Annotated in this window: 15 protein-coding genes; 8 read left to right on the top strand and 7 right to left on the bottom strand. The window is 40.9% G+C overall.

The window, feature by feature from the left end; genetic code table 11:
- Window positions 1-7: 7 nt before the first annotated feature.
- From GSQ84_RS16975 to GSQ84_RS16945, 7 genes are all read left to right on the top strand, one after another.
- Complete coding sequence (locus GSQ84_RS16975; protein ID WP_158798460.1) at window positions 8-1246, top strand: PAS domain S-box protein; 1239 nt, start codon at window positions 8-10, stop codon at window positions 1244-1246.
- 163 nt (window positions 1247-1409) lie between these two features.
- Window positions 1410-2915: an ATP-binding protein gene (locus GSQ84_RS16970; RefSeq protein WP_158798459.1), complete on the top strand. Its 1506-nt coding sequence runs from the start codon at window positions 1410-1412 to the stop codon at window positions 2913-2915.
- Window positions 2916-2917: 2 nt separating this feature from the next.
- Window positions 2918-3307 (top strand): response regulator, encoded by a 390-nt coding sequence (locus GSQ84_RS16965; RefSeq protein WP_158798458.1) that lies wholly within the window; start codon window positions 2918-2920, stop codon window positions 3305-3307.
- A 101-nt stretch (window positions 3308-3408) separates the two neighbouring features.
- Window positions 3409-4578 (top strand): pyridoxal phosphate-dependent aminotransferase, encoded by a 1170-nt coding sequence (locus GSQ84_RS16960; protein WP_158798457.1) that lies wholly within the window; start codon window positions 3409-3411, stop codon window positions 4576-4578.
- Window positions 4575-5681, top strand: coding sequence for an FAD-dependent monooxygenase (locus GSQ84_RS16955; protein ID WP_158798456.1), 1107 nt, complete (start codon window positions 4575-4577; stop codon window positions 5679-5681). Before GSQ84_RS16960 ends, GSQ84_RS16955 begins: the two co-directional genes overlap by 4 nt.
- A 145-nt stretch (window positions 5682-5826) precedes the next feature.
- Entirely contained in the window at window positions 5827-6432 is a 606-nt protein-coding gene (locus GSQ84_RS16950) for a response regulator transcription factor (RefSeq protein ID WP_158798455.1), read from the top strand.
- A 37-nt stretch (window positions 6433-6469) separates the two neighbouring features.
- Entirely contained in the window at window positions 6470-9277 is a 2808-nt protein-coding gene (locus GSQ84_RS16945) for an SdrD B-like domain-containing protein (protein WP_158798454.1), read from the top strand.
- Here the strand turns inward: GSQ84_RS16945 and GSQ84_RS16940 are convergent, their stop codons facing one another.
- From GSQ84_RS16940 to GSQ84_RS16910, 7 genes are all read right to left on the bottom strand, one after another.
- Complete coding sequence (locus GSQ84_RS16940) at window positions 9278-10675, bottom strand: hypothetical protein (protein WP_158798453.1); 1398 nt, start codon at window positions 10673-10675, stop codon at window positions 9278-9280. It lies immediately after the preceding gene.
- Window positions 10644-11459, bottom strand: a complete 816-nt coding sequence (locus GSQ84_RS16935; RefSeq protein ID WP_158798452.1) for a hypothetical protein — start codon at window positions 11457-11459, stop codon at window positions 10644-10646. The genes GSQ84_RS16940 and GSQ84_RS16935 overlap by 32 nt, the downstream gene beginning before the upstream one ends.
- Before the next feature lie 9 nt (window positions 11460-11468).
- Complete coding sequence (locus GSQ84_RS16930; protein WP_158798451.1) at window positions 11469-11990, bottom strand: hypothetical protein; 522 nt, start codon at window positions 11988-11990, stop codon at window positions 11469-11471.
- A gap of 77 nt (window positions 11991-12067) precedes the next feature.
- Entirely contained in the window at window positions 12068-12859 is a 792-nt protein-coding gene (locus GSQ84_RS16925; protein ID WP_216848951.1) for an ATP-binding protein, read from the bottom strand.
- Between the two features lie 180 nt (window positions 12860-13039).
- The gene (locus GSQ84_RS16920; protein WP_158798449.1) at window positions 13040-13741 is read right to left on the bottom strand and encodes a PRC-barrel domain-containing protein; all 702 of its coding nucleotides are present in this window, start codon (window positions 13739-13741) and stop codon (window positions 13040-13042) included.
- Between the two features lie 151 nt (window positions 13742-13892).
- Window positions 13893-14372 (bottom strand): ankyrin repeat domain-containing protein, encoded by a 480-nt coding sequence (locus GSQ84_RS16915; protein WP_158798448.1) that lies wholly within the window; start codon window positions 14370-14372, stop codon window positions 13893-13895.
- Window positions 14373-14452: 80 nt separating this feature from the next.
- The gene (locus GSQ84_RS16910; RefSeq protein ID WP_158798447.1) at window positions 14453-16609 is read right to left on the bottom strand and encodes a catalase; all 2157 of its coding nucleotides are present in this window, start codon (window positions 16607-16609) and stop codon (window positions 14453-14455) included.
- A gap of 219 nt (window positions 16610-16828) precedes the next feature.
- Between GSQ84_RS16910 and GSQ84_RS16905 the strand changes: the two genes are divergently transcribed.
- Window positions 16829-17965, top strand: coding sequence for an alpha/beta hydrolase (locus GSQ84_RS16905; protein WP_158798446.1), 1137 nt, complete (start codon window positions 16829-16831; stop codon window positions 17963-17965).
- Window positions 17966-18135 lie beyond the last annotated feature (170 nt).

Here is an 18135-nt window from a genome sequence, read left to right as displayed (position 1 = left end):
TTAACCTTTGGAAATAGAAATGCTGGCGTTAAAAGAATACTGGTGGAAGGCTAAGGGCTTTATGGAAAGAGCTATACTAAGGAACGCAGATCCTTCTGAGGATGATCATGTGTTCTGGAGAAAAAAGCTTTTTACAAATATGATCAGCTATGGTTTTATCGTTAGTATCATAGGCTTTGGTTCCTCCATGACTTTTGGTATTTTTGCAGGGAGCTCTGTAGTACAGTGGCTAAATATCGTTTTCATTTTTGCGCTGTTATCTATTATATTCAATAAAAAAATTATGATCCAAACCAGAAAAATACTGGCCTTGTTTCTTTTATACGTACTGGCGATCGTCTACATTGCCGTATTGGGCTCTGAAGGCCCTGGCGTATTGTATTTGATTATTATTACTATTTTCTCTGCCATGCTTTTCCCGCGTCCTACGGCCTATTGGCTTGTTGGGTTAAACGTACTGATCTGTGCAGGTTTTGGTGCTGTGATCCAATACAAGTTATTTGATAGCCCGCTGGTTGAAAGTTATGATTTACCGTTGTGGGCATCCTATTCAGGAAATTTTATTTTTGTGAGTCTGATCAGTGTAATGCTGGTGAGTAAAGTATTGAGTGGTTTAGAGCAAACTATAAAAAAGGAAGCTACATTGGTTTCCAAACTGGATGCGTCTGAGAAATATTACCGCACAACTTTTGAAGCCAATCCGGTACCGATGTATGTATTTGATATGGAAGACGGTCGTTTTTTACATGTTAACGATGCTGCATGTGCTAAATATGGCTACAGTAAAGAAGAATTTCTGCAAATGAATATCCGGGATATCCGTCCCCAGACGGAGAGCAGTAAATTGCTGGACATGAACAGCATGATCCGGAACAGGAACTATACAGGGGTACTGATCCATGTAAACAAGAATAATGAAGTTTTTCCGGTAGAGATAGAAACCAATGTAATCAGTTTTAAAGACCGTGAAGCAAGGCTGGTATTAGCAACAGATGTATCTGAACGGATTAATTATATTCAAAAAATTGAACGTCAGAATCAGGATCTTAAAGAAATTGCCTGGATGCAAAGTCACATGGTGAGGGCTCCACTGGCTAATATTATGAGTCTGACAGATTTCCTGATCAAATATCCTGGTGAGGACACCCAGGAAACACTCGACTTTTTAAAAGACTCTTCCCAAAAGTTAAATGCTGCGATAAAATCAATCGTATTGCAGGCAGATGGCTCCGGATTAGCCGGCTAATCCGTTTTTGGAGAATTTATTCTTTTTATCTTATCGATAGCGATGTTCTGCTATATAATCGTGATATTGTATATTATTGCTTTATAGATGGTTTTCTTTTTTACAAAAAGAACCAATCTTATACCTAGATTTGTACGGTCAATAATATTGATAGAGAAAGCTTATGATTAATACCCCATCACTTAATAATGAAGCTGAAAGAATAGCGGCGCTATATGTGTTGGAAGTTTTGGATACAGGGGAAGAGGAAGAGTTTGATAACATTGTTAAGCTGGCTTCCATCTTAACCCAGTCGCCTGTTTCTGCTATTACATTTATAGATCAAAACAGGATATGGTATAAAGCAAAACTGGGCATTGGACTAAATGAAACAAGCCGGGAAAATCCTGCGGCTGACCAATATCCTTTTTATGTTGCTGTACCTATTATAGTTGGCAAAAATTTGATTATTGGCCATTTAAGCGTGGCCGGACACTCTTCTGTTGTATTGACCAGCGATCAGCACAAAGGACTCGTGCTGCTGGCAGAACAGGTTGTTACACTGCTGCAGCTGAGAATGCCCGTAATCAATAACAGTATCAAAGAGTTTTACGAAAGTATCCTGAATAATATACCAACTGACATTGTGGTTTTTGATTCAGACCACAGATATCTTTTTGTTAATCCGGGGGCCATTAAAAATGAAGAATACCGGAAAAATATCATTGGTATGGACGATTTTGAATATGCGGCCTATAGAAACCGCGATCCGCAGATCGCAGTAGAAAGACGTGCCCAGTTCATGGAAGTCAAAAATACAGGTAAAGCTATTGTTTGGGAAGAGAGCATGACCAATCCCGAAGGTAAGGTGATCACTTTCCTGCGCAGAATGTTTCCTATGCATGATGAACAGGGTAAGTTTATCATGGTTATTGGATTTGGGGTAGATATTACCGAACGTAAACTGCTTGAAGAAAAGCAGAGCCGGATTATGGGGCAGCTGGCTATGCAGAATACGCAGCTGATGGATTTTTGCAATGTGGTTTCACATAATCTGAGAGGACCGCTGATCAATATGGCTATGCTGACCGAGTTTATACAGGAAGCTGAAGATGCAGAAGAACAGAAATTGCTGGTTTCCAAGTTGGAACCGGTAATCGAAAACCTGAAAAGTACTTTTAATGAATTGGTAGAGTCTATTCAGATCAGACAGGATATCAGTGTACAATCAGACAAGTTGAGTTTTAACAGTTGCCTGCAGGAGGCGCTGGATGGGTTGAATGAAGAAGTTAAAAAATCAAGCGCTGAAATTTTTATTGATTTCGAAGATGCCCCCGTAGTAGTTTATCCGCATAAATACCTGGCCAGTATATTTTATAACCTGATTAGCAATGCGATTAAATATCATTCTCCTGAAAGAAGGCTTTCGCTTAACCTGGCTTCAAAAATAAAAGAAGGGAATATTGTACTAACCATACAGGATAATGGATTGGGAATAGATCTGGTTAAACATAAAAACAATATTTTTAAAATAGGGAAAGTATTTCACCGCCATCCTGACGCAAAGGGCCTGGGTCTTTTTATGACTAAAACACAGGTAGAGGCTATGGGTGGGAGAATCTGGGTAGATAGTCTCCCTGGGCTGGGATCTACATTCTCTGTGGAATTTGTTAACCAAAATATGAATTGATCATGAAGAAAGTTTACTTGATTGACGACGATGATATTTATGTGTTCCTGACTAAAAAAACCATTTTAAGGGTAAAACAGGACGTAGAGGTAGAAGTTTTTTCTGATGGGTTGCAAGCTATTACCCATCTTAAGGAAATCAAGGAGCAGCCTGAGTTATTGCCCGACGTTATCTTTCTGGACCTGAATATGCCTGTAATGGACGGATGGGAGTTTTTAGAAGAGTATGCGGCTATATCATCTTCTTTTTCCAGGGAAAACCAGTTATACATTGTTTCTTCTTCCATCTCTCCCCATGAGATAGAACGCGCTAAAAATATCCCTGAAGTTTCCGAATTCATTATTAAGCCTTTGGTTAAGGAAAAATTTATAGAGATACTCGAAAATTTATAAGGTGTATCTTGTTGGTTTTTAGGGCTTTATTTTTAATTTTAAAAAGGAATAAATTTCAAAGAAAAATTTCTTAAAACACATCGAAATATTTAGTTTAGGGAATGTTTGAAAGGGATTCCGTTAATCTTAATATTTTAAAAAAAAGGGCATTTAATCTACGATGGGCTACTGTACAGGAAGGGGTAATTCCGCTGACGGCGGCAGATCCTGATTTTCCGAGTGCCCCCGAAATTGCGGAAGCTATTATTCGTTTTACCAAAGACAGGTATCTCTCCTATGGGCCACCTGCGGGGCTGCCTGAGTTCAAGGAAAGTGTAGCCCGGTATTTTGCTGTTAAAAGGTTGATACCTGCTGTTCCTGAATTTATCTTCCCGGTAGATAGTGCCGCTTTTGGTATTTATCTAACCTGCAAAGCTTTTTTGAACCCCGGTGATGAAGCTATCATATTTGATCCCGTAGATTTTCTTTTCAGATATTCCATTGAGGCAGTTGACGGTATTGCTGTTCCATTTGCAATTCCTCCGGGACCCGCACCAGTTGATTTTGAAAGGTTTGAAAAATTGATTTCAAACAAAACTAAATTGATTTGCCTGTGTAATCCGCTGAACCCAACAGGGAAGGTTTTTACCCGGGAAGAACTCCTTAAAATTGCCGGACTAGCCAGTAAATATAACCTGGTTATTTTATCTGATGAGATTTGGAGTGACATTGTTTATTCCCCTCATTTGTACACCAGTATCGCTTCCCTCAATGAGGAGGCCCGTAACCTTACGGTAACAGTAACGGGTTACAGCAAATCGTATGGGTTGGCCGGATTAAGAATAGGTGCTGTCATGGCAGGTAATCAGGTGCACTATGATCGCCTTTTCGAAGTTTCTTTACATGGCTCTACGATACATGGCGCCAATGTCCTTTCGCAAATTGCTGCAACAACAGCGCTAAATGAGTGTGATTACTGGCTGAATGATTTTCTGTGTCACCTTCAGCAAATGAGGGATTTATGTGACCGGGAACTAAATTCGATCCATGGATTTCATTGTATTCCTCCGGAAGGTTGTTATGTAGCCTTTACCAATATCAGGGGTACAAGTAAAAGCAGCCTGGAAATTTATCAGCTTTTGCTGGAAAAGGCCAAAGTAGCTGTAGTTCCGGGTGCAAAAGAGTGGTTTGGTGAAGGTGCAGAAGGATATATCAGAATGAGTTTTGCCACTTCGGAAGCCATTCTTGGAGAGGCATTACATAGGGTGAAAAGTACGATCAATTCTCTATGAAGGTAGTGGTTATTGGGGGCGGTATAGCCGGGTTATGTATAGGGATTTATCTGCATAAAAATAATATTGACGTTTCCGTTAATGAAAAACAGGTCTACACTGCAGTTGGCGGCCACGCGTTTTTGATGCATCACGATGGGGCTGCGGTATTGAAAGAAATTGCAGCGGGATCGGATTGTTTTCTGCCTGGTAAACTGGTAAATACTTTTGTTTTTAAAGACCCGGACGGACAGGTGATCATTGAACAAAAAGTGGAAGACTGGCAGTGTTTTAAACGCACCGATTTGCTCGAGTGTTTAACTGCATTGTTGCCACAGGAGCATTTGAAAAATGACCGCGTTTTCTCTCATTTTGTTTATGAAGGTGAAAAAATTGTAGCCGCATCTTTTCTGAATGGCGAATTGGAATATGGAGATATTTTTATTGGTGCTGACGGAGCAAATTCAGCTGTTCGCCAGCAGATTTTTGGAGCAGTGAAATTTGTACCCGGCAAGGTGAAGGAACTGGTAGGAGTAGTAAAACATCCTGAACTGGCACTTTCCCTGCAGGGTAAATTTACAAAATTCCAGCATCGTGATAAGGGATTATCTTTTGGATTGATTCCTACTTCTGCACAGGAGCTGGTGTGGTTTATGCAATACGATCCGGCGTTAGGCGACGTTCCGGAAGGTGTTGCTGCACGTGAAAGCGAAAATTACCCTCATTTACTAAAACGGTTGTGCTTATCCCTGCTGAAAGACTTCCCGGCAGAGGTAGCCGCTGTTCTGTCTGCGAATGATTTCAGGACAAGCTATATCTGGAAAACAAGGGATTTTGACCTTTTGCCTGATTTTCATGATCAGAATGTGGTGCTTATTGGTGATGCGGCTCATGTTGCCCTGCCTTTTACCAGTGCGGGAACAACCAACGCCATGATGGATGCTAAAATTCTTTGTGAATGTTTATTGCTGTATAAGGATCAGAATGCAGCATTTAGCGAATATTACAGGATCAGGTCTGGAAATATTGCATCTCATGTTAAATTAGGACGGCAGTTAAGGGATGATTTCCTAAACCCACATGCACATTTTATTATTCCGCTTATTCAGGAGCCCGTTAAATAATCCTTATTTCGTTGTGATTTACTGTCTGTTCATTTATGCAATTGTAATGAATGGAATGAATGGAGGGGCTGAGCAGGGGATTGATTAACTTTATTTATGCCGTCGAATATTTTTATCAGGATGGCGGCTAAAGGAGGATAATGTTATGATCAAAGTAGGAATTATTGATGTAAATCAACAGAGCCGTGGAATGATGCGTATGATGCTGGATCATCACCAGGATTGTAATTTAAAAGTGACCCTTGAAGCAGGTTCTTTAGGGGAAATTAAAAAAGTGCAGTCTTCCCAGGAGCCAAATGTTACTTTACTTGATATTGAACATAATGGTATTGATATGATCATGGAGATCTATCGTAAATTTCCTAATACCAACGTAGTTGTATATAGCCATATCCAGGATCACAATAGTGTGCTTGCCTGTGTTAAAGCTGGTGCAATGGGCTATCTGACCAAGGACACCTGTGTGGATGAGGTGATCTCTACAATAGTGACCACTCATAAAGGAGGATCTGTTTTTAGTCCGATGATATCCAGAAGCGTCATTCAGCAGGTGCAGCAAACTGTAGATTACCAGAGTAACCTGAGTTTCAGGGAGCGCCAGATTGTAGAAGGACTTAAAAATGGGTTAAGCTATAAACTGATCGGGTACAAATATGGTATCTCCCTGGATACCGTAAGACAGTATATCAAAAGAACCTATAAAAAACTGAATATTAACAGTAAGGGTGAATTGCTTGCCCAGTTTAAATAAAATTCACTTCGGTGATCTTTTCCGTTACTTATGGTGCTTGCTCATTTGTAGTCAGGTTTCTGGCTTTACAGCTTCCGCCCAGGTAAAATATGCTTTTACAAAAGACACTGTTGCGATCAAGGGCGGACAGACATTTTCAAATTTTCTGAAGGTAAGCAACCCTTATGATGAAGAGGTAGTATTAAGGCCTGTAATGAAAGATTTTCCGAAGGGCTTAATCAATTTGCCTGATAGTTTGGTTTTAAAAGCGGGAGAAACCAGGGTTTTTCCTGTGAAGTATATCGTAGATCACCAGCTGATCAGGAGCAATGTCCAGGAATTTAAAGTTAATCTTGTCGCGGGGAAGCCGGGTGTTAAGGTACAAGCCTATGCCCGGTTCATCACGCTGCTGGGAGATGTGAGTGGTCTGATCATAGGTACTGAGCAGGATGAAGTTTATCTGAGTCAGGTCAATAACCAGGCGCAGGTAGTGGTGCGGGTGGCAAACAATGGTTTTGTGCCTTTAACGTTTAGGTTACTAATAACCGGTATTCCTGATGGACTGGAGTTCACCGGGCAAACGATGAACCTGACGTTGCAGCCGGGAGCACAGCAACTGCTGCCTTTCCTGGCGACAAATAAATCAACTAATACCGCTGTGGATTTTACGGTTACCATGCAGGCTTTGGATGCGAGTAATCATCAGCTGGCAACGAAGATGATCAGGGTTTTAAATGTAACGAGTAACAGAAGGATGTCTTCCAGTGGTTTTCAGCCTGAAGGAAACCTTCCAAATACGGTTGCTCTTTATTACGCCAGTTTAAACCGTAATTCTTCTTATTACCAGCTACAGGCTAATGGTAAAGTTAATACCGGGGAGGGTTCTATTTTGAGCTACCGCTTAAATGCGGATGATTATCATCAGACAGGTGCGAATGGAGTGAATGTATATAATAGTTATCTGGATTATGAAGCGAAAAAATGGGGACTTAAGGTTGGAAGCATCTATGATAACCTGGATTTTCAGTTGTCAGGAAACGGAATTAAAGCCAGTGCTAAATTAGATGACCAGAGCGTAGTATCATTATATGGGATTCAGAACAATTATTATTTATATAATCAGCTGAACAACTCAGTGTCTGGTGGTAAAATTTTTGCATTGGATTACGATCTGCAAAAGGCGGGGGAAATCAGGAAATTAACTTTTGTACATAGCCGTGATACGGTAACGGGTTTAATTGCCAACCAGGTAAGCAGCAAAGCTGAATTTAAATTGGGTTCCGATCAAAAGATTGGTTTTGAAGGGGGATTTTCACTGGAAAATCAGATTGTTGACACTACAGCAACTAAGGCCGGCTTTTCTGGTGGATTGAATTATAGTTTGCATACGGGCGATTATGAGTTTCTTGGAAGTTATTATTATAGCAGTGCTTATTTTACCGGCATCAGACGTGGAGTATTACTGACAGACATGAGGGTAATACATAAACTTGCAGATGAAAGCAGCTTCTTTGCACATGTGAATTTGCAGAACAATAGTCCGAAATACCAGGACAGGTTGAATAATATCTATAATTTGGGTGTAAACAAGAATTCGGTTAACATCTACGAATTGGGCTACAATATCAAAGCAGGCGAAGTAAATTTAAATTTTACGCCCTATGTAATGGATCAGCGTCTGGTATCCAATGGATTTTCACAGCTTTTACCTACGCGTGTAGACTGGAAATCATCTGCTGTACATTTCGCTACGAATGTAGGTTATAATAGTATTAAGAACAGCTTTTCTGTACTTGCTGATTACGGTTACACTTATATCAGTACTTCAAATTTACCACCTGCCCCTTTTCATTCTTTAAAGGTTACAGCCAACTACAATATGCCTTTTCTGGGAGTTACAGGATATGCACAGCTTAATCCATATTACTTATCTGATGCGTTATCTTCTAATGGAGTGGGCAATTACCGCTTATATTCTGTTGGCCCGAATGCCCATATTACCACACTTAAAAACACATTAAGCCTGCAACTTGGTGGTATGTTTAATTATTATGGTTTTAGTAACAGCACAAGCTATTCTGCAAACGGAAGTTTCAGATATCTGATAAAAGGTAACTGGGCAATAACAGGTGATTTTCAATATTACCTGAACAGACAAAAACTGACGTCCATACTATATGCAAATAACCAAAACCAGTTACAGAGCACAATTTACACTGGAGAACGGCAGTCTACTAATAACAGGCAAGTTAGATTGGGCCTTGAAAAACAATTTGGCAGACAGGCAAATAGCGGATCTAAAAAACTAATTCTCGCTTATTACCAGGATAAAAATGGTAATGGAAAACGGGATTTGGGAGAAGATGCGGTAGCGGGTGTGCTGGTGAAAATTAATAATGATGCCGCATTAACCAATAGCAAGGGGGAAGTGAGTTTTTCTGATATGAAAAAAGAAGCGTATACCGTTTCTATTACTAATACCAAAGGCTGGAGCCTGGGTGAACCTACAGACGTGTTTTTGGACAAGAATAAAAAGCTGGAGATTGGATTGGTTCAAACACAGGCTTTAAATGGCTGTATTAAGCCCGTGGCGTCAAAATATCTTAACGGTCGACCAGAACTGTCGGGCATAAGTGTAAGTGCAATGGATGCCAATGGACGCATTCATCAGACTTTAACTGATGACAAGGGGAACTTTTGCTTTTATCTGCCGAGAAATAAATATACTGTTTACGTAGAGACGGAAGGTATGCCTTTTTCTATTGAAAATGGTAAAGAAGAAGTAACCCTGGAAGGAAAGCCGGTGAACATGTTAACCTTTCTGTATAAAGATCAACATAGAAAGGTGGATGTTAGCCGTTTCTGATTATGGCGCAACGATGGTAAAAGTTACCGTGGTATTATATGTTCCCGCAGGTTTATTTAACAAGTTGATCGTTTGGGTAGATGGAATGCGGAATTGGAGATTAATTGCCCTGTCAATTTGAGGATTAGAATTACCGACGAGTGTTTGCGCAGTGGTAGATAGTATTATTGGGTTTACCACTGCAGTTTCCGCTGCAGTTCTTTCCAGTGTAGCCACACTGGCAGGAATGGTATTACTTCCTGAAGTAAAGTCGCCGCTCACCTTTACAGTCACCGTATAGGGAACGGTACTACTGAGTGTTAAGGGATTGGACATGGCTGCTGTTAACCCCTGGTTATAACTGGCAGCGGTGTTAAAATTAAGACTTGCGGTGGTTCCTCCGGGAATAGTTAATTCTGATAGTTTAGGTACAGTAACCTGGATACTGCTATTCATAGTCGCGCTGGTTGCGGCAATGGCGTAACTGGAAGTTTTTGCAATCGTATAAACTATAGGCAGGGTATAAGTACCGGCCTGAACAAATTGAGTCTTTAAATCAGCTGCTGCGATAGACAGCGTATTGCTGAATGAAGTTTTATTGGTTACTACTACTGGTACACCAGTTGAAACACTAAATGGTTTGTTGATAGTGGATGACAGGGTAATAGGAGAGACTGCGGCATAAGTTCCGGCGGAAGTTGCAGTCAGATAGTTGGCTCCTACAGCTGGTACAGGGGTGTTATAGTTCTCTGTAGTGCTAAAGGAAAAAGTACTCTGGCCGGCCTGTAGTGTGACGTTTGTAGGCACTGTACTGTAATAGTCGTAATTTTGTATGGCACTCACTCCTCCTCCGCTCCTGAAAGCCGCAAGCGTGGTAACGGCAAGAGTGGAAATAGCCGGGGCAACGGTATTCGTGGTAATATAAGCCGGTACAACCAGGGTTAATGTTGCTGTTGCAGGTGTTACATTTTGATAAGCTAAGGTGGCGGCATAAGTGCCAGCCAGCCAGGCAGCTGCCGAGGTAACAACGGTGTAATCTGATGTAATGGCAACCTGATTTAAACTGATTAGAACAGCATGAACATTCTGAGCAGCTCCGCTGAGTGTGATAGTTGGATCAGATGGCTGTGCTGTGCCGCTTACACTGTTTACCTTATAAAGCATTGCCCCAAGGGGGATGGCAGCATTACCAGAGGGACTGGAAGCGATAAAACCGGCGGTAGTGGCACGAAGTGTTGCTGAGGTTAAAAGCCCAACGGCAGGGAAATTTCCGCTGGCAAAATTACTCGTCAGGAAGTTGCTTTGGGCATTGATATTGGCTGCCGGAATGTTAATGGTTGGCGCCTGGGCATAACTATCCACAGCTGTTATAAAGCTGATAAAAATATTAAGGACGATATATAATCTCTTTTTCTGCAACTTTAAGATCATAAGAGGATCCTGCATCTATCATCGCTACTGCCAGGAAGGTTCCTTTAAGGCTGGCCGGTAAATCTATGGTAACCCATTGTGTGGCCTCCGGCAACATAGCAATTGTTTGCGGTTCAATTTTTACTTCTTCGCCGGTTTCTTTATTGGTGAGTTCAAAACGTACATACGCATCTTTATTTACCGATCCGGTATTCTGGATTTTTAAGACAACCTGGCGAAATTTCTTTCCATCTTTATCTACTGTTCCGTGGTCATCAAAGGACAGGAATTTCAGTTCTCCGGAACTTAGCCCTTTAGGTACATAATATACCTGTACGCCAACTTCCATCAGTACATTAATCCCGAGGGAAATACCTTGTATCTCTTTGGGCTGCTGGTTTTTTACCTGGGTAAAAAAGATGATACTGCGCGTTAGCTTATTTGCATCAGCAGGAATGGTCATGGATACTATTACCTGCCTGGTTTCACCGGCGTTGAGTACAGTATTATTGGAGGATAGGTTAATCCAGCCCGCGTTAGATAAAGGTCTTGTGTTGCTGTCATAATATACTTTTCTACCTACTGAATCCCGGTCCCAGTCCTGTATCCTGTTCACAAATGAAAGCGTGGTTGCGGAACTGTTGCTAAAAGTTATGGTCTGGGTGACAGTTTCGCCGGGGTTTCCGCTAAAAGTGATCCGCGAGGGAGAAACTGAAAAGCCCTGTCCCACTGCTGTGTGTAGGAGCATGGAGACAAGGCATAAGGTAAATAGAGTAATAGTTATGAATTTCATTCAGTTGGTTTATGGTTGGGTAACCGTATAAACCATAGTTGTGGTATATGTACCTGCCGACATAGCCAATAATGGCGCTGCAGTAGGAATACTATAAACAATATTATAAGCTGTGCTGATTGTTGGGCTGGCTGCAGACGCAATAGTCTGATTAGCGAGACTCAAAGCAACATTGGTATAAGCTGCTCCTGTTACGGTTGATGGATCAACGTTTACATGAACAGCGCTTAAAGGCGGCGTTGTAGTAGAAATGGTATTGAATGCTGCGTTTGCTTTGACAGCAACACTATATGGCTTGTTGCTAATTACCGTAAACTGGCCAGTTTTAGTCTGGGTTTTAGCTGATGCATAATCAGCTGCAGTGGAATAGGTAAAAGAAACATCAGGCGTAGGTCCCAGGACAATTGAATAGGCATCAGCCAAAATTAGCGTTAAGTTAATATTACTGGAAACTGCCTGGGCATTCGCTTTAAAGTTAGATATGGTAAAAATGGCTATTAATGCCGCAATACTAAGTAGTTTCTTTTTCATGGCCTTGTAGTTAAAGTGTAAGCCAAAACTATGCATAAACTACTCAAAACGAGGCTCAGGAAAGACACATATTGATGTTACACAGCCACAGATTCATTTTTGATTGTCACCGTAAAGGTAGAACCTTTATCCACTTCACTTTCTACGGAAATTTCGCCGCCCAATGAGGTGATCTGCGTTTTAGTAATGAACAAACCAACGCCGCTTCCATTTACATGACTATGAAAACGTTCGTTTAAACCGAATATTCTGTCTTTATGTTTCAGCAGGTCTATTCCCATACCATTATCTGAAAAAGTAAGAATGATATTACCCTGTTCGTCAAGTTTGGTAGTCACCTCAATTCTCAGTGGCCGGTTTTCTGCACAGTACTTAACAGAATTAGACATGAGATTCATCAGAACGCTTTCCAGGTAACTCTTATTGAAGGGAATCATTTCGCATTGAAAGTCAATGTGTAAATTTATTCCCATTGTGTGTATCTGCTTAGTGAATGAATTGCATACTTTCTTAAACACACGTGAGATACTCACTTTTTCTACTTTAATATTTTTATTGGTTTTAAGGCTCAGCATCTGCGTCAGATCGTAGATGGTTTCATTTAATTTGTTGGCAGAATCCCTGAACATGTCTACAATTGTTCTATTGTATTCATCCAGCAGATCATAATTTAAAATGTCTATTAATCCTATCAGATTAGATAATGGTGCGCGTAAGTTATGCGAAGTAATATAAGCAAACTGACTCAAATCCTGATTGCGGGAGGTTAAATCTTCTATCAGCTGATCTCTTTCTTCTAACGTTTTATTGCGGGCAATATATTCCCGAAAATTGGCGGCAAGCGCACTGATATCCGAGTTTTTTATCATATTATTGTTCAGTTGATTTGACATGGTTTTACCTTTGGTCGTTAGATACCTGATATAGGCAAACACCTTGCCACAGCCCCGGATGTTAGTAATTTTACCTATATTTAGGTATTCCTGGGAGGAGTGCGTTCGTGCGACGAAATATTAAGTAATGATTTGAAAATGAATATTTTAACCTGCTTACGTGGTTTCTGGCCCTAAAAGGCGGTATATCAGTTCAGCTTCTGTAACAGATTGAGCAGCAATACTAAGTATATACTCATCCCTGGAGCCATCACCGATAAATTCTGTATTGGTATTTCCTTGCAGATCGGTGACACTGTTTAATGGATTATAGGGGGTAACTTTAATACTTTTTTCCTCAATCCCATTTTCTATCAGCATACTAAAAGCATTTTCGGCCTCATTTTCTTCCTGGTAGATGCGGGTGATCACCTGGAAAGGTATATGCTCCTGATAGCTGCCGCTTTGTCTTTTTGCGTAGAGATTGGATTCGTCGAAATCTTTATGGCCATAAAGCTGTGAATCTGCAGATATCACCACATTTCCTTTAGTATAATCAGGAAGAACACTGATCTGTTGTGCAGTAATATTTGGAAGAATGACAAAATCATGCGGCACATCCAATTCGGCCACGCCTATGGGAATTAAAACTTCCCGTTCTTCAATTTTCCAGCTGTTTCCTTCGAGGTTTAGCACCAGGTAGCGTACTTTTTGTTCCTGTTCATCAAAAAGCAATTCAGACACGGTTCCTACATATTGTCTTCCGGAATTAAGAACCTTCCAGCTGATAATATCAGGCTGACCATCTTTAACCTCAAAGTCGCTACTGCTTAATTCTTTCAGATTTCTGATCTGATGCTCATTTTCTTTCCGTTCCATATCAGATGATTTTATCGCTCATAAAGTAAAATAGAATGAGTCCCAATGCAATTAATGCCACCAGCCATTTAAACCAGCCCTTATATTTTTTTGGTTGAACTTCTAATTGTGCCATTTATTACCAATGTTATATCAATTTAACAATCGGACTTTAATTTATGTTTGACTGTAATAATTCTTCCGCTTCTTTATTGCCTTGTTGTATAGCCAGATCTAAGGCAGTAAGGCCTCTGAATTCAGTAATAGTTGCATTTGCTCCATTTTCCAGCATTAGTTTAACCAGGTCATTTCTGCCAAACATAGTAGCAAACATGAGTGCTGTGCCCCCGTTTCCGTGCTGCATATTTAGATCGGCGTCATTTTCTATCAGCAGTTTAGCGATATCAAGGTATCCTTTAAAACACACGCCCATTAGTGCCGTATTGCCACCGATGTCGGCAGCGTTAATATCTGCGCCCGCTTCAAGTAACAATCTGGCAGCTTCCAGTCGGTTGTTATAACAGGCAATGATTAGTGGTGTATATCCCTTTTCATCATTAAAATTAACGTTTTCACCTGAAGATTTTAAGACTTCCAGAAAAGGGAGATCGCCGGTTCTTGCGGCATTTATAATTAAAGGCTGAGTTTCCATAAGTGGTAAAAATAGGAGTGGTGTGAATAATAACCTCCCTGTAAATATTACGGGAGGTTATTTTATAAGTTAATGTTTGATTAAGCGGGTACGTCTGGTTTTTTCTCTCTTTCCCAGAAACGGTGACCGGCTACCGCGGTGATAAAATCTGCTGATTTACCATTGATGATCACTCCTGCCGGTGCTTTTTCATTTTTGTTAAGCGGTATAATAGCTGCTTTTAATACATCTGCTCCTTCAGCATCGGCACCAATTGCTTTACAGTGTTTAAAAGCTTCGGTCACAAAATGAATGGCATCGGCCTCTGCTAACAGTGAATTTACACTTGCCGCTCCTCCCGGAACGTATAATGCATCAAATAAAACGGAAGCTGCGGTAAGAAAAGTAAAATCTACTTTAATGGCCAGGCCTTTATCATCTTTAATATATCCGTTGTGGGTAGCTATAATTTTTGGCACTGCACCTGCGGCTATCAAAGCTTTTTTAAGTGCATTCAGCTGTGCGGCATTTACGCCATCAGTTGCCAGGATAGCGATCATACGGCTTTTCGCAGTATTTTTTATGGTATTGGCCATACTTAAAGCAGGCGATATATTAATCGATTTTTTTGAAGGCTTAATGATCTTTGATTCATATTTCTCTTTGTCGGCATCTGCAGGTACACCATGGTTGATAGGGCGCTCCGGTTGTGCAGGAACTTCCAGACCCAGGCCATCGGCAACTCTTATTGCCAGTGAGGCATCAATTAAAGTAAGAATGCCAACCATCCTTTTACGGATATCTTCGCGTTCTACTTTACCTAATTCAAAACGTAAAGCATCTACAATATGATTTTTTTCTGGTTCAGACTGGCTGTTAAAAAAGAGGGTAGCCTGGCTAAAGTGATCAAAGAAGCTTTCGCTGCGGTCGCGGATCTTTCTTGCATCAATTCTTTCATGGTAAGAATTAAATCCGCCTTCAGCAATGGTTGCCTGTTTTGGATCGTTCCCCGAAATACTGTTCGGTTCATAACTGGTACGGGAGGTATTGATGGTTTGACGCATATGCCCGTCCCTTTGGTTATTGTGAACCGGGGAAATAGGCCTGTTAATTGGAATTTCATGAAAATTAGGGCCTCCTAAACGAAGCAGCTGTGTATCGGTATAGGAGAATAACCTTCCCTGAAGCAGTGGGTCGTTGGTGAAATCAATTCCGGGAACAATATGACCAAGGTGAAAGGCAACCTGTTCAGTCTCTGCAAAAAAGTTATCCGGATTTCTATTCAGGGTCATTTTACCCACTCTTTTGATGGGTACCAATTCTTCGGGAATAAGTTTGGTAGAGTCAAGCAGATCAAAATCAAATTTATGTTCATCTTCTTCGGGAACGATCTGCAGGCCTAATTCCCATTCTGGAAAGGCACCGCTTTCTATCGCATCCCAAAGATCTCTCCGATGGAAATCCGGGTCATTACCGTTTATTTTTTTTGCTTCGTCCCAGGCTACAGAGTGAACACCTAACAATGGTTTCCAATGGAATTTAACAAAACTGGATTTTCCTTCAGCATTGATTAAACGGAAAGTATGTACGCCAAATCCTTCCATCATACGGTAACTGCGTGGAATACCCCTGTCAGACATTACCCACATGATCATGTGTGCTGATTCTGGCATGAGGGAGATAAAATCCCAAAAAGTATCGTGTGCAGAAGCCGCCTGAGGGATTTCATTATGTGGTTCTGGTTTTACAGCATGAATCAGGTCCGGGAATTTAATAGCATCCTGAATAAAAAAGACGGGTATATTATTTCCTACAAGATCGTAGTTTCCTTCCTGGGTGTAAAATTTAACAGAGAAACCACGGGCATCACGGGCAAGGTCGCCAGATCCCCGGGAGCCTGCCACCGTAGAGAAACGAACAAAAACTGGTGTTTTAACAGCGGTGTCATTCAGGAAACCGGCTTTGGTAAATTCTGCCTGTGATTCATAAAGTTCAAAAACTCCATGTGCACCGGAACCACGCGCATGCACAATTCTTTCCGGTATACGTTCATGATCAAAATGTGTGATTTTTTCCCTCAGGATAAAATCCTCCAGCAGGGTGGCACCCCTTTCTCCGGCTTTCAGCGAATTTTGGTTATCGTTGATTTTTAGCCCCTGGTTGGTGGTCAGGAATTCACCACTACCGTTTTCTTTATCATCGGCGAGTTTGGTAATCTTGTTATTTTCCAGTGGGCTGGTGTTTTTTTTGTCTTTCATGGTGATAGTTATTATTGGAGGTGACTCCTCTAACACTTTTTTTGTTTAAGTGTTTTGCTCAATAAATGAATTTTTCGGGATTAACACATTTAGATGTATTGTTTTAAGCATCAATTACATAGGGAGAGATCAAATTAATTGGCATTCCAGAGAGGAGTAGGATCAAACATTAAGGAGAAAACCTTTGTTGCTCAGGATATTAACAATTTACACCTATTTATGAAAAAGATTTTAATCACCTCTAAACTAACATTGCTTGCGGGAGCTGTTTTCTTTGCTTCCTGTACCAGCAACTCTTCTAAAACTGTTACTACCGACAGTACAACCACAAAGACCGACTCTACGAAAACTACTGTGATGACTGCCATCAAACCTACAGGTGCTGCGCCTGCATGGGGTAAAACGATACATCCTGAAATGCAGGCTGTGGTGGAAAAATTAATGAGTTATGGTGATAAACCTACAGAAAGCCTGAGTGCTGCAGATGCAAGGAAAAACCATACACCCACAGATGCAGTGATGGATCTGATCAAAGAGAATAAAATCACTGTACCTGCACCAGGTGTGGATACTGCTGGAAAAGATATTCCTGTTAGCGGAGGTACAATCCATTTGAAAATCTATACACCTAAAGCAGGTAAAGGTCCTTTCCCGGTGATTGTTTATTACCATGGAGGCGGATTTGTAATTGCTAATATTGACGTATATAATGCTTCTGCACAAGGACTGGCAGAACAGGTTGGTGCAGTAGTTGTATCGGTAGGTTATCGTTTGGCTCCGGAACATAAATTCCCTATTGCACATAATGATTCTTTTGCAGCTTATGAATGGGTATTGAAAAATGCAGCTTCCATTAATGCTGATCCTAAAATGATTGCCGTAGTTGGCGAAAGTGCCGGTGGTAACCTGGCTGCGAATGTGAGCATCATGGCCAGAGATAAAAAGATCATGGTGCCATTACATGAGGTGTTGGTTTATCCAATTGCGCAGGCTGATATGACCACTAAGTCTTATGTGGCTTATGCCGATGCCCACCCTTTAAACAAAGCAATGATGGCCTGGTTTACTGCGAAATATGTAAATAATATGGCAGAGGCTAAAGATCCAAGGATTTCTTTGGTGAACGCTAATTTGAAGGGCTTGCCTCCAACTACGATTGTCACTGCTGAAATTGATCCTTTAAATAGTGACGGTATGATGCTTGCCGATAAGTTAAAAGCTGCGGGGGTAACAGTAGACAGTAAGAATTATGCAGGGGTAACCCATGAGTTCTTTGGAATGGCAGCGGTGGTTCCTGAAGCTAAAGAAGCCCAGGCTTACGCAGCAGATCAGTTGAAAAAAGCTTTTGGTAAATAAATCAAACAAATGATGGCGACTGTTGTTGCATCACTATCTATACCTACGAAAAACAGAAAAAACGGGTGCCATTCATGGTGCCCGTTTTTTTATTACGCTAGAATGAAGCGGTCATCTGGCCATTTACTCCACCTTTTATAAAAATATTAAAACTTTTTCCTCTAAAAGTT

Origin of the sequence: Pedobacter sp. L105, assembly GCF_009765875.1 — a bacterium.
In the GTDB taxonomy this organism is placed as follows: Bacteria; Bacteroidota; Bacteroidia; order Sphingobacteriales; family Sphingobacteriaceae; genus Pedobacter.
This window is presented reverse-complemented; position numbering and strand designations above follow the sequence as displayed.

Coding starts and splice junctions, on each gene's coding strand:
- GSQ84_RS16965 (WP_158798458.1), top strand. CDS start 2,918: ATGAAGAAAGTTTACTTGATTGACGACGATGATATTTATGTGTTCCTG.
- GSQ84_RS16935 (WP_158798452.1), bottom strand. CDS start 11,459: ATGAAATTCATAACTATTACTCTATTTACCTTATGCCTTGTCTCCATG.
- GSQ84_RS16925 (WP_216848951.1), bottom strand. CDS start 12,859: ATGATAAAAAACTCGGATATCAGTGCGCTTGCCGCCAATTTTCGGGAA.
- GSQ84_RS16910 (WP_158798447.1), bottom strand. CDS start 16,609: ATGAAAGACAAAAAAAACACCAGCCCACTGGAAAATAACAAGATTACC.
- GSQ84_RS16950 (WP_158798455.1), top strand. CDS start 5,827: ATGATCAAAGTAGGAATTATTGATGTAAATCAACAGAGCCGTGGAATG.
- GSQ84_RS16930 (WP_158798451.1), bottom strand. CDS start 11,990: ATGAAAAAGAAACTACTTAGTATTGCGGCATTAATAGCCATTTTTACC.
- GSQ84_RS16905 (WP_158798446.1), top strand. CDS start 16,829: ATGAAAAAGATTTTAATCACCTCTAAACTAACATTGCTTGCGGGAGCT.
- GSQ84_RS16915 (WP_158798448.1), bottom strand. CDS start 14,372: ATGGAAACTCAGCCTTTAATTATAAATGCCGCAAGAACCGGCGATCTC.
- GSQ84_RS16955 (WP_158798456.1), top strand. CDS start 4,575: ATGAAGGTAGTGGTTATTGGGGGCGGTATAGCCGGGTTATGTATAGGG.
- GSQ84_RS16970 (WP_158798459.1), top strand. CDS start 1,410: ATGATTAATACCCCATCACTTAATAATGAAGCTGAAAGAATAGCGGCG.
- GSQ84_RS16960 (WP_158798457.1), top strand. CDS start 3,409: ATGTTTGAAAGGGATTCCGTTAATCTTAATATTTTAAAAAAAAGGGCA.
- GSQ84_RS16920 (WP_158798449.1), bottom strand. CDS start 13,741: ATGGAACGGAAAGAAAATGAGCATCAGATCAGAAATCTGAAAGAATTA.